Annotated in this window: 10 protein-coding genes; all 10 read right to left on the bottom strand. The window is 63.3% G+C overall.

Annotated features, from left to right (window positions below; all coding sequences use genetic code 11):
* Position 1: 1 nt before the first annotated feature.
* Positions 2-424: an ExbD/TolR family protein gene (locus ACDH77_RS00050; protein WP_005912447.1), complete on the bottom strand. Its 423-nt coding sequence runs from the start codon at positions 422-424 to the stop codon at positions 2-4.
* A gap of 46 nt (positions 425-470) precedes the next feature.
* Entirely contained in the window at positions 471-1,232 is a 762-nt protein-coding gene (gene exbB, locus ACDH77_RS00045) for a TonB-system energizer ExbB (RefSeq protein ID WP_005912445.1), read from the bottom strand.
* 85 nt (positions 1,233-1,317) lie between these two features.
* Complete coding sequence (locus tag ACDH77_RS00040) at positions 1,318-1,989, bottom strand: energy transducer TonB (RefSeq protein WP_005912443.1); 672 nt, start codon at positions 1,987-1,989, stop codon at positions 1,318-1,320.
* A gap of 153 nt (positions 1,990-2,142) precedes the next feature.
* Complete coding sequence (locus ACDH77_RS00035) at positions 2,143-3,336, bottom strand: tetratricopeptide repeat protein (protein ID WP_372353651.1); 1,194 nt, start codon at positions 3,334-3,336, stop codon at positions 2,143-2,145.
* A gap of 277 nt (positions 3,337-3,613) precedes the next feature.
* On the bottom strand, positions 3,614-4,420 hold the full coding sequence (locus tag ACDH77_RS00030) for a M48 family metallopeptidase (protein WP_071117765.1): 807 nt from the start codon (positions 4,418-4,420) through the stop codon (positions 3,614-3,616).
* Between the two features lie 183 nt (positions 4,421-4,603).
* Positions 4,604-5,440: a CPBP family intramembrane glutamic endopeptidase gene (locus ACDH77_RS00025; protein ID WP_031420453.1), complete on the bottom strand. Its 837-nt coding sequence runs from the start codon at positions 5,438-5,440 to the stop codon at positions 4,604-4,606.
* A gap of 68 nt (positions 5,441-5,508) precedes the next feature.
* Positions 5,509-7,953 (bottom strand): DNA topoisomerase (ATP-hydrolyzing) subunit B, encoded by a 2,445-nt coding sequence (gyrB, locus tag ACDH77_RS00020; protein WP_029818088.1) that lies wholly within the window; start codon positions 7,951-7,953, stop codon positions 5,509-5,511.
* Between the two features lie 114 nt (positions 7,954-8,067).
* Entirely contained in the window at positions 8,068-9,174 is a 1,107-nt protein-coding gene (gene recF / locus ACDH77_RS00015) for a DNA replication/repair protein RecF (protein WP_372353650.1), read from the bottom strand.
* Between the two features lie 1,049 nt (positions 9,175-10,223).
* Positions 10,224-11,324, bottom strand: a complete 1,101-nt coding sequence (gene dnaN, locus ACDH77_RS00010; protein WP_372353649.1) for a DNA polymerase III subunit beta — start codon at positions 11,322-11,324, stop codon at positions 10,224-10,226.
* A gap of 276 nt (positions 11,325-11,600) precedes the next feature.
* Positions 11,601-12,929, bottom strand: coding sequence for a chromosomal replication initiator protein DnaA (gene dnaA, locus ACDH77_RS00005; RefSeq protein ID WP_136733101.1), 1,329 nt, complete (start codon positions 12,927-12,929; stop codon positions 11,601-11,603).

Raw genomic sequence — 12,929 nt, 5'->3', positions numbered from 1 at the left:
CTTACTGCCCCTTCACTTTGGTTGCAACGAAACCGACGTCCAGCATGCCCTGACCTTGCGCGATCTTGGTGATCTCGTTGATCGTACGCATCTTGGTCGTGCGGTCGCCACGCAGGTTGAGCGGCGGCTGCGGTGTCTGCTGTGCAGCGGTGGACAGGCGCGACTCCAGGGCTTCCTTGGAAATCGGCTCGTCGTTCCAGTACAGCGACCCATCTTCCTTGACGGCCAGAGTGATCGGCGCGGCGCGTTTCTCCGCATCTTCCTTCTGGATCAAGTTGGCCTCTGGCAGCTCCACCTTGACCTTATGGGACATCAGCGGTGCCGTAATGATGAAGATGATCAGCAGCACCAGCATGACGTCCACGAGGGGCGTCACGTTGATGTCGGCCATCGGGCCACCGCTGTTTCCACTACTGAAGGCCATAACGGGCTCCGTCTAAATCGTTGCGAAGGCGTTCTTGACGACCGGATTAGCGAACGCGCGAACCGGTGGCGAAGAAGTCGTGCAGGTCGTGGGCAAAGGTGTCGAACTTGGCGATCACCGAGCTGTTGACCTTGGAGAAGAAGTTGAACGCGAACACGGCCGGGATTGCGACGAACAGGCCGATCGCGGTCATGATCAGCGCTTCACCCACCGGACCGGCAACGGCGTCGATGGAGGCCGAACCGGTCGCACCGATCTTGATCAGCGCACCGTAGATGCCCCACACGGTACCGAGCAGACCGACGAACGGCGCGGTCGCACCGACGGTGGCTAGCAGGGTCATGCCCGACTGCAGCTTGGTGCTTTCGCGGGTCACGGCCTGACGCAGGGCGCGGTCGACGAACTCCGAACGGCTCAGGCTCTCGCCCAGGCCACCGGTGCTGCCTTCGGCACGCTGGTGGTGCGCAGCAGCCTGGGCCGCGTCCAGCGCGATCTTCGAGAACGGCTCGGAAGCCGGCTGTTCTTCCATGGCGCGGATGGCGTCCTGTGCATTCGGGGCATCCCAGAACGCGGTGGTGACGCGGTCAGCCGCGCTCTTCAGGCGGGTGGCACGGAAGATGTTGATGACAGTCCAGTACCAGGAGGCAGCGGACATGGCGATCAGGGTGATCAACACGACCCAGGACACGGCGAAGTCGCCGGGGCTGGAGGTCATTTCGGTGATCAAGTGCTCGAAGCCCATCTGCGACAGAGCGGCCGACGGATTGGAGCCCCCTGCAGCGGCGGCGATAAAGAATTCCTGCAGCATGACGCTTACCTTTGTTGTGTGTGGTGATGAAGGGTGGAGCGAAAGGAAGACAGGATCCTGGGCCGACCGTAGCCGGCCCGTGGGATCAGTTCAGAGCAAAGTTGACCGGGACGCGGACACGTCCGGCGGCTTTCTGCCCGTTGACGGTGGAGGCGTTGAACTTCCACTTGCGTGCTGCGTCCATCGCGGCACGGTCAAGGTCGCGGTTGCGGCTGGACTTTTCGACCGACACGTTGGTCACGTTGCCGCTAGCATCCACATCCACGATCAGGATGACCTCACCTTGGACACCGGCACGGAATGCAGCCGGCGGGTACTTCGGCGGGTTCATGTTCTTGGACGAGATATCGACGCTGGCGCCAATGTCACTCGGCGGAGCCGGCGGGCTCGGCGGGCTCGGCGGCGTGACGATATCGCTCGGACGCGGTTCGGGAACGTCGACCACCGGAGCTTCCGGCGGCGGCGGAACCGGTGACGGCTTCGGCGGCGACAGATTCTTGACCGGCGGCGGCGGCTTGTCTTCCGGCGGCGGCGGCGGCGGCGGCGGCGGGGGAGGAGGCGGTGCATCCACCAAGGTGACCATGGTGGTGCGCTCCTTCTCTGCCGGAGCCTTCGGCGCCACTGCAGGGATCAGCAACATCATCAGTGCAGTGAGGTGCAAAGCAATTACAAAAGCAATGCCGATAATGCGGGCCCAGCTCAGACCCTGGTTCCCGGCATCGTAGTCATGCCTGTGGATAACGAGTTGTTCCGTCATGCGCCAATGGCTCTTTCAGTGGGGGCCCGGATCACTGTGATGATCCCCAGGTTTTCGGACGGCTTTGACACCGCAGGAACTCCCAAGCTTATACCAATCCCGAGTCCTGTAACCACTAAAAACACAGGGATTTCGGGGGTTTATTTTCTTTTTTTACTTCAGGTTGATGATCTTCTTGGCGTCTTCGGGTTTTTTAACACCCTTGGCGATCGCCTGCTGTGCGGCCTGCTTGGCCTCGGGGATGCGACCTTCCGAATGCAGCACCTTGGCCAGATTCAAATAGGTCTCGCCATCCTTGGAAAGCGGTGCGGCCTTCTGCCAGTTTTCGATCGCCTTCGGGACATCGTCGCTGTAGTAATACGACTGGGCCAGGGCAAGGTATGTCTGATAATCGGGCTTGAGGATGCCTTTTTGCATACCCTCATTGATGACGGCAATGACGTCCTTTTCTTTGTTCTCGGTGTTGGCGTAGATGGAATACAACTGCTTGTATTCCTTTTCTTCGGTCAACTGGCCGGAGGCACGCAGCTTGTCCATCACGCCTGCGGCCTTGTCCATCTGGTCGGCCTGCATGTACATGTTGGCCAGGTTGAGCTGCGCCTTTTTGTCGTTGGGCGTCTTGGCGGCCAGCGCCTCGGCGGCCGCAACGGCCTCACCGGTCTGGCCAGCTTCGGCGTAGGACGCCATCAGCAGCTGGTTCCAGCTGTCCTTGGGCTCGGGCGAGGCAGCGATGGCCTGCTTCAACACCGGAATGGCTTCCTTGTAGCGCTCGGTCTGGTACAGCGCCTGGCCCTTGAGGATCAGGTCTTCCGGACGCTGCGACTTGCTCTCTTCCAGATATTTGTCCAGCGTGGCCAGACCCTCGGCCTGCTGGTCGTCCTGCATCTGCAACTGCGCCAGCATCAGCATCGACTGGAACTGGCCGTTGTTGTCCAGCGCGTTCAGGCCGATGGCCTGCTGCAGGTACTTCTTGGCAGCGGCGGTGTCGTCCAGGTTGTAGGCAGCCTGCGCGGCCAGCTGGGCCGCCAGCGCCTTGTCGGCGTCGTTGGCAGCGCTGTTGGCCAGGATCTCATCGGCCTGGGTGCGCACGCCTTGGTAGTCCTCGCCCTTGTTGAAGGTTTCGATCAGCTTCTGCAGCTTGCTGCTCAACTTGGAGGACGGCTTGCTCGTCGGTGCCTGGCGGGTCGACTGCGGGTACAGCTCCTCGGCCTTGCCGCTTTTGGATTTGCGGCTGGCGCGTTCGGAGGAACGGTCCGACTGCGCGACCGCATCGGTGACGACAGCCCCACCCAGCGACGCGGCGATGAACAGGGACAACAGGGCTTGCTTGCGGTTGAGCAGTTTCATGTTTCACCTCGGACGATCCGCCGTCGGGCGGTACGAAAAGCGGAATGGGCGCTGTACGAAAAATCTGAGCCGGCAAACTTAGCAGAAAGTCTCAGTTCCCGAAAACGGTTTCCATGTTGTGTTGCGGCAATCAGAAGCAGGGAACCGATGTCTTAGCGTCGCTAACAGACCTTGACCGGTGTAGCGGCGCGTACGCCACCAGGGGAGGCAAGCAAGCGTCGCATCGAATCGGTGTTCGTCCAGGTTGACGGCGGCCGCACGGATGTCGTTAGCAGCACTAGCCACAACGCGGCACGCGCCCGCTCTGCCTGGCCTGCTGGTACACCGGTTCGAGCTGGGCAACGTCGGCCTGCAGTTCGCGGATGCGGTTGGCAGGGTCGGGGTGGGTCGACAGCCACTGCGGTTGGCGATTGCCGCTGGCGGCCATCATGTTCTGCCACAGCGTCACCGCCTGCGCCGGATCGAAGCCGGCCTGGGCCATCAGACGTTGGCCGACCACATCGGCTTCGCTTTCCTGGGTACGCGAGCCGGGCAGCAGGAACACTGTCTGGGCAGTCATACCGCCGACCTGATTGACTGCGCTGGCCGCCCCGTCGCCATAGGCAGCGCCGGCGAGTGCGCCGATGATGCCCAGGCCCGTCTGCGCGCCGAGCTGACGGGTGATGCGCTCTTCGTGATGGCGCGAAATGACATGGCCGATCTCATGCCCGAGCACGGCGGCGAGTTGATCCTGGGTCTTGGCGACAGTGAAAATGCCCGTGTTGACACCGACCTTGCCGCCGGGCAGGGCGAAGGCATTGGCTTCGTTGTCCACGAACAGCGCGGTTTCCCACTTAGTTTCGCGCCATTGCGGCGGCAGTTGTGCCACCAGCGCATTGACCACGCACTGCACGTAGGCGTTCTGCTTGCCATCGGTGCTGACTTTTTCCTTGGCCTTGGTCTGCGCAAAGGATTGCGCGCCCAACTGGTCCAATTGCTGTTGCGATACCCCGCCCACCACCTGTCGGCGGCCGGTTGGCGAAGTTGTGGTGGCACACGCCGTCAGTGCAAGCACGGCAACAACGATCAACAGCCTAGCTTTCATTCGATCCCCCTAGAACCATGGGGGCATTCTGGCAGGCTCGTCTTAACTTTTCGTCAAACGGTTCCGTGCGGCCGATGACGCGTGCCCAGCCGGGGCGATCGGCTGTCCAAAGCGTGCGGATCCATTCGGTGCCCAGGCGCCGCGCCGCTGCGGCTGGGTTCTCGCATGTGACCGCTTGTGGACTCAGCCAAGCCCGAAAAAGTACAGCGCTGCCAGGGCCGTGGTGTTGTTGATGCCATGCGCGGCAATGGGCGCCCATAACGTACCGGTGCGCCAGTACAGCCATGCGAACGCCGCGCCCATGCTGCCGTACACCAGCCACAGCTGCGCGATCGCGGCCGGGCCGTTGCCGCTGATGCCGGGTACTTCGTGCACCAGCGCGAAAATCGCCCCGCTCAGCACGATGCCCAGCCAGGGGCGGCCGGCAGCGAGCAGGCGCCCGAACAGCACGCGACGAAACAGCAGTTCTTCGTAAGCCGGCGCGATGACCACCGCAAACAGCGTCAGTGCCAGCGGCCACTGCTGGAGCGCGTCTTCCATCAACGGCAGGTTGGTGGGCACCGGCTTGATGCCTAACGCCGAAGCCGCCACGCTGACCAGGTTGCTGAGCAGGAACACTGCGGCGGCGACCAGCGCGGTCCAGCCCCAGGTGGAGGCGCGACGCGCGGCAGCCCGCGAGGCGGTCTGTTCGGCAGCGGTGGCGCGGCGGCGCCAGTAGTACAACAGCAGCGCCGGCGTGGCCGTGCTGACCAAGGCGGTGAGCAGCTGCACCATCACGCCGGGTTGGCCAATGGCGGCCATGACCTCGGTGGGCGAGGGGGTCAGCCCCTGCGCCTTGGCCGCCTGTACGTGGCCAAAGCCACGCACTGCGCCCCACAACGCAAAGCCGGCCACGCTGAGGGTCAACAGCAGGCCGGCGGCGATGAGCACGTCGACCCAGAAACCCACGAGCACGGGCAGCAGCGGCGGCTTGCCGGCAACCGTGCGTGGTGCCGGGGGCGGTGGAAGATCGGTGCGCATCATCAATCCTGCGAACACCGCACCGGCCACCACGCCGCGGTTGCGACGTGCCGGCCGATGCGGGTGCCTCAGATATCCAGGTTGGACACCTTCAGCGCGTTGTCCTCGATGAAGTCGCGGCGTGGCTCGACCACATCGCCCATCAAGGTGCTGAAGATCTGGTCGGCGGCCACCGCGTCCTCGATGCGCACCTGCAACAGGCGACGCGTATCGGGGTTGACCGTGGTTTCCCACAGCTGCTCGGCATTCATTTCGCCCAGGCCCTTGAAGCGCTGCACCTGGCGGCCCTTCTTGGCCTCGTCCAGCAACCAGGCATGGGCCTGCGCGAAGCTGGTGATCGGGTGGCTCTTGTTGCCGCGCACGATCTGGGCACCTTCGCGCACCAGGTCGTGCAAGGCCAGCGAGACCTCACGCAGCGGACGCAGCTCGCCGCTTTCGAACGCACCCATCGGCAGCACCTGGGTGAACTCTTCGCCCATGTGGCGGCGGATGGCCACCAGGGTGGCAGGCGCGTTCTCGCTGCCGGGGTCGAAGCGCAACTGGTAGCGCGCGGTACCCAGGGTGCCGCGGTTGAGCACTGCCTGCAGTGCATCCAGGGTCGGATGCTGGTCGCCTTCTGCCTGCAGTTTTTCCACATCCAGTGGCGGCAGGTCGATCAGCGCGGTGAGCAGGGCCGGGTCGTAGCGGTGTGCGTTGCGCGCGATCGCTTCGTTGGCGCTGGTGAACAGCATCAACAATTTCTCCAGCGCTTCGCCGGTGATCGGCGGTTCGTCGGTAGCCGGAATCAGCGCCGCGCCCTCGACCGCATTGCTGGCCAGGTAGGCGTTGAGCGCCGCGTCGTCCTTCAGATACAGCTCGCTCTTGCCCTGCTTGAGCTTGTACAGCGGCGGCAGGCCGATGTAGATGTAGCCGCGCTCGATCAACTCCGGCATCTGCCGGTAGAAGAAGGTCAGCAGCAGGGTGCGGATGTGCGAGCCGTCCACGTCGGCGTCGGTCATCAGGATGATGCGGTGGTAGCGCAGCTTGTCCGGGTTGTACTCGTCGCGGCCGATGCCGGTGCCCAGCGCAGTGATCAGCGTGCCGACCTGGTCGGAGGCCAGCATGCGGTCGAAGCGGGCGCGTTCGACATTGAGGATCTTGCCGCGCAGCGGCAGCACGGCCTGGTTCTTGCGGTTGCGTCCCTGCTTGGCCGAACCGCCCGCCGAGTCACCCTCGACGATGAACAGTTCCGACAGCGCCGGGTCCTTTTCCTGGCAGTCGGCCAGCTTGCCCGGCAGGCCGGCGATGTCCAGCGCACCCTTGCGGCGGGTCAGGTCGCGCGCCTTGCGGGCGGCTTCGCGCGCGCGCGCGGCATCGACGATCTTGCCGGTGATGGCCTTGGCTTCGTTCGGGTTCTCCTGCAGGAACTCCTGCAGGCGCGCGCCGAAGGCGTTCTCCACTGCCGGGCGCACATCCGAGCTGACCAGCTTTTCCTTGGTCTGCGAAGAGAAGCTGGGGTCGGGCACCTTGACCGAAAGCACCGCGATCATGCCTTCGCGCATGTCGTCGCCGGTCAGCGCGACCTTGGCCTGCTTGGCGATGCCGTTCTGTTCGATGTAGGTGCTGAGCACGCGCGTCAGCGCCGCACGGAAACCGGCCAGGTGGGTGCCGCCGTCCTTCTGCGGAATATTGTTGGTGAAGCAGTACATGGTTTCCTGGTAGGCGTCGGTCCATTGCAGGGCCACGTCCACCATGATGCCGTTGTGCTCGCCGGTCACCGAGATCACATTCGGGTGCAGCGGCGACTTCAACTGCGCCAGATGCTCCACGAAGCTGCGGATGCCGCCTTCGTAATGGAAATCGTCGCGACGGCCTTCGCCGCGCTCGTCGATCAAGGTGATCTTGACGCCGGAATTGAGGAAGGACAGCTCGCGCAGGCGCCGCGCCAGGATGTCGTAATGGAACTCGACGTCGCTGAAGATGGCCACGGACGGCTTGAAGCGCAGCGTGGTGCCGCGCTTGGTCGAGGCTTCCAGCTGCTTGAGCGGGTACTGCGGCTCACCCAGCGCGTACTCCTGCTGGTAGTGGAAGCCGTCGCGCCAGATATCCAGCCACAAGTGCTCGGACAATGCATTGACCACCGAGACGCCCACGCCGTGCAGGCCGCCGGAGACCTTGTAGCTGTTGTCGTCGAACTTGCCGCCGGCGTGCAGCACGGTGAGGATCACCTCGGCCGCCGAGACGCCTTCTTCCTTGTGGATGTCGACCGGCACGCCGCGCCCGTTGTCGGAGACCGCCACCGAGCCATCGGCCAGGATCTTCACCACGATGTCGTCCGCATGCCCGGCCAGGGCTTCGTCGACCGAGTTGTCGACCACCTCGAACACCATGTGATGCAGACCGGTGCCGTCATGGACGTCGCCGATATACATGCCGGGGCGCTTGCGGACGGCCTCCAGGCCACGCAGCACGGTGATCTTGCTGGAGTCGTAGGTGCCGTTGGGTGTTGGCGGGGTGTTTTGTTCGTCGGTCATGCGCGTGCCGTTGGCTCCACAACACGGGCGAAGGCGGCGATAGCCGCTCCGCACCGTGGGAAAAGGGGGATAGCGAGCAAATTATACCAGCCGGCACGAGCCGGCCGTCGCGGCTCAGTGGGCCGCTGCCTGTCGCGTAATGTGGCCGTGTTCCACGTGGAACTGCTGCAATCGTGCGCCGGCATCTGCAAGGCCAGGCGGGGTTTCGGTTGCCGTGATGAGCACCTGCGCGGGCGCGGACGCGAGCCGCTGCAGCACACGCCCCTGATGGTGCCGGTCCAGCTCCGAGCCCAGATCATCCAGGGCGATGACCGGCCACTCGCCGCGTTCGTAGGCGAAGTCCTCCGCCTGTGCGAGCAGGCAGGCGAGGGCGGTGAGCTTGGCCTGTCCCCGGGAAAGCGCGTCCCGTCCAGGGAGTGCCTGAAAGCTGGGCACCCAATCTGCCCGGTGCGGGCCTTGCGAGGTGTAGCCATTCTGGCGATCGCGTTCGCGCGCAAGCAGCAGGGCGTCTGCCAGCGAGACCTCGTGGCGCTTCCAGCCGGGAGCGAACATCAGCGCAGACAGTTCCAGCGCGGGCGCGATCGCGTCTGCCACGGGAACCAGCCGCTCCTGCAGGCGTTCCAGGTAGCGCGTGCGCCGAGACGTCAGGCTCTCGCCGGATTCGGCGAGTTCGTGGTCCCAGGCGTCCAACATGCGTGGCTGCGCGCCCTGCTTCAGCAACGCATTACGTTGCTTGAGCGCCCGGGCGTAGCGGCGCCACATGGTGAGGAAATCGGGTTCCACGTGGAACAGGCCCCAATCCAGGAAGCGGCGGCGAGGTTCGCCACCGCCACTGATCAGCACGTGGCTGCCGGGCTCGAACGTCACCACTGCCAGCGCAGCGCAAAGCGCGCCAAGCTGCGCCACGTCTTCACCATCCAGACGTCCCGTCCATTCCTGCCCGCTATGACGCAGGCCGGCTCGACGCGTCCGTTCGCCCGCAGCGCCGTTGCCTTCTTTCCATTCCACGAAAACTTCAAGGTCGTTGGCGCCTTGTTGGATCAAGCCGTCACGGACGCGCCCGCGGAAGCTGCGGCCGTAGGCCATCAGATGCAGCGCTTCGAGCACGCTGGTCTTCCCCGCACCGTTGTCGCCGGTCAGCAGATTCAAGGTACTGGAGGGATGAAGCTCGACCGTGTGAAACCGGCGAAGCCGATGAATGGACAACCGCACTACATGCATCGATCGGTGTGCTCTGGGCTGTAATCCGGCATGCCGGTCGGGTCGAAGGATACGGGATCGGCACGAAACGCGCGCAGTCGTGGCCGGCGACAATGGCGGGACAGGCGGGGGATAACATGTGGATAAAAAGGGGGCGGAGGGCGGTATCCTTGCTTATCCACAGCTTGTAAGCCGGAAAACAGGCCGATAAGCACAGGGTTTCGACCCGCTAATTCCCTTCATAAACAATTACTTGAGGTGTTTTTACGCGAAATCTGCGTCTACCATCACCACAAAGCTCTTAAGTTATTTATAGATTTAAAAGCAAAGCGCTATGTGCATAAGTCAAAAATCGTGGGGAGCTGAACAGCTGAACGCTAGGTCTCGCCGGCAAGGGGCGGTAGCAAAGCAGTTGATTCACCTTTAGCTGAATTTGTTCAGTTTGAACGAACGTAGTTTCAAACCCGACGGCGCATGAGAAAGGAGACGTCTTGTTCTCTGCTTGCTTTCGCTGTGTCTCGGACCAGGCCAGCTCGACGGCCAAAGACAGGGCGCATGAATCAGGCTCGGCTCCGGCCACGTTGAGACTTTCGAACCTCGCTGAGTCGCCAGGTGCCAGGCCCGTCCAAATTTTCGGGACACTGCAGACGTAACGCGAAGATGCGTGGCGACGGTAATAGTCCGTAGAGGTCCTACTTACGCGCCGTGGTGAATCTTGTCCTGACGTTTGACCGAGTCGGAGCTGGGTCCGCAGCCGCTCATGTAGATTTTGAAACTCGATGTGTACCGCGTCTCAACCCTGGCGCCGATGTCCAGCCAACACAGCAGCGCGGTGGCAAGCGCGTGGAGCGCGTTTGGTCGATCGATCGGATCGAAGGCATAGCTCCCACGCTTACGTCAGGGCTTATCCCTTCAGATCATGCACAGGCGCCATAGCTCGGCCCACGTCCCATTTGGTCGCCACAGACGACTTGGCCACGATGCTTAGCTAGAAACAACAAGCCCCCGAATGGCGCAAACAAAAAGCCCGGCAGATGCCGAGCTTAGCGTGTTCCACGTGGAACGGAGCGTTAGAGACGCAACGGCATCACCACATGGCGCGACTTTTCGCTGCTGGCCTCACGCACCAATGCAGACGAATTGGCATCACGCAGCTGGATCACCACGTGCTCATCGCGCAATGCCGACAGCGCGTCGAGCAAATAGTTGACGTTGAAGCCGATAGCCAGGTCGTCGACCTTGGTATCGGCCTCGATCTCTTCCTGCGCCTCTTCCTGCTCGGGGTTATGCGCGCTGATCTTCAGCTGACCCGGCGACACTTCCACACGGACGCCGCGGTACTTCTCGTTGGACAGGATGGCGGCACGCTGTAGCGACGCGCGCAGCGCTTCACGATCCACCTTGACCTCACGATCGGCACCGATCGGAATCACTGCCTCGTAATCCGGGAACCGCCCGTCGATCAGCTTCGACGTAAAGGTCACGTCGCCGCGCTTGACGCGGATATGGCTACGTCCCACTTCCAGCTCGACCTCGCGATCGACACCTTCCAGCAGACGCTGCAGCTCGGTCACGCCCTTGCGCGGCACGATGATCTGGCGCTTGGCGCCGCCGGCTTTCTCCAGCTCCATCTCGCACAGCGCCAGACGATGACCGTCGGTGGCCACGCAGCGCAGCAAGCCGTCGCGCAGGTCGAACAACAGGCCATTGAGGTAGTAGCGCACGTCCTGCTGGGCCATGGCGAACGCGGTGCGCTCGATCAGCTCCTTGAGGCCGGCTTCGGGCACCACGACGCGCTCGGTCGCCTCGACCTCGTCCACGGACGGGAAGTCATTGGACGGCAACGTCGCCAGGGTGAAGCGGCTTCGCCCGGCCTGCACGGTGACCTTGTCGCCGGTCTGCGAAATGGTGACGCGGCTGCCGTCGGGCAGGGCGCGCAGGATGTCGAACAGCTTGCGCGCCGGAATCGTGGTTTCGCCGTCCTGCGCGTCCTCCACCAGCGTGCGCGAGATCATTTCCACTTCCAGGTCGGTGCCGGTCAACGAGACCTGTCCGTCCTTGACCTGGACCAGCAAGTTGGCCAGGACGGGCAGGGTTTGACGGCGTTCGACCACATTGACCACTTGTGCCAATGGTTTGAGGAAGGCTTCGCGCTGCAGTGTAAAACGCATGTGGTTCCGTGCCCCTATGCTTTAAAAGATATGGAATAAATCAAAAGCTTGGTGGTGATGGTAGGGCCGTTTTCAGCGGATAACCACCGTAACTATTTGTTTCCAAAGACATTTCAGCATCTGAAACGCGTTGGACTAGTGCGCCTGAGCTGGTCGGAAAACCTGTGGATAGTTTCCCAGCCGGACTGCGGTGCAACGTTATCCACAGATTCTCCCGCATTTGACCCCAACGTTTCCACGCTTTTTTCCAGCCTGGCGCCGATGGCAGCCGATGGCCTACTCGCTGAGCTTGCGAATCAGCTTTTCCCAGTCCTCGCGGAGCTTGCCGTCGGCCTCCATCAACGTGCGGATCTGCCGGCAGGCATGCAGCACGGTGGTGTGGTCGCGGCCGGCGAACGCGTCGCCGATCTCCGGCAGGCTGTGCTCGGTGAGCTCCTTGGCCAACGCCATTGCCACCTGGCGCGGGCGCGCCAGCGAGCGGGTGCGCCGCTTGGACAGCAGGTCCTTCATCTGCAGGCCGTAGTAATCGGCCACGGTCTTCTGGATATTGGGAATGCCGATCGCCTGTTGCTGGGCGCGCAGCAAATCGCGCAGCGTCTCCTGGGCAAATTCCACCGTGATCGAGCGGCCGGTGAAGTTGGCACGCGCCACCAGGGTGTTGAGCGCGCCTTCCAGGTCGCGCACGTTGGAGCGCATCTTCTTGGCGATCAGGAATGCCACGTCGTCGGGAATTTCGGCGCCGCGCTCGCGTGCCTTGGCCAGCACGATGGCCGCGCGGGTTTCAAAGTCCGGCGGATCGATCGCCACCGACAGGCCCCAGGCCAGGCGCGACTTCAGGCGCGGCTCCAGGCCTTCCACTTCGCGCGGGTAGCGGTCGCAGGTCAGGATGATCTGCTGGCGGCCATCGAACAGCGCGTTGAAGGTGTGGAAGAACTCTTCCTGGGTGCGGTCCTTGCCGGCGAAGAACTGGATGTCGTCGATCAGCAGCGCATCGATCTGCTGGAACTGGCGCTTGAACTGGTCCATCGCCTTGTCCTGCAGCGCCCGGATCATCGCGCTGAAGAACTGTTCCGAACGCAGGTACATCACCTTGGCGGCCGGATTGGCCTGACGCAGCGCATTGCCGGCCGCGAACATCAGGTGGGTCTTGCCCAGACCGGTGCTGCCGTACAGCAGCAACGGGTTGTGCGCACGGTCGCCGGGCTTCTGCGCCGCCTGGATCGCGGCGGCCAGACCCAGCTGGTTGCTGCGGCCTTCGACGAAGTTGGCGAAGGTGTAATGCGAATCCAGGTTGCCGGCGAACGGCACCATCGGTGCAGACTGCGGCGCACTTGGCACCGCCGCCGCTGCGGGGGCCGGCTCGGGTGCACGTGGACGCGAACCGACCGCCAGCGCGACTTCGCCGTTGCCGGCGAAATACGCCAGCAATTCGCGGATGCGCGGCAGGTACCGTTCGCGAACCTGGTCGACGATGAAGGCGTTCGGGGCGTACAGCACGATGCTGTCGCCGCGATCTTCGGCTTGCAGGGGTTTCAACCAGGTGTGGACATCTTCGGGCGGGAATTCGGCTTCGAGACGTTCCAGACAGCGGGGCCAAGCATCCAT

This window comes from Xanthomonas axonopodis pv. maculifoliigardeniae, from assembly GCF_041519315.1.
Taxonomy (GTDB): Bacteria; Pseudomonadota; Gammaproteobacteria; order Xanthomonadales; family Xanthomonadaceae; genus Xanthomonas; species Xanthomonas euvesicatoria.
This window is presented reverse-complemented; position numbering and strand designations above follow the sequence as displayed.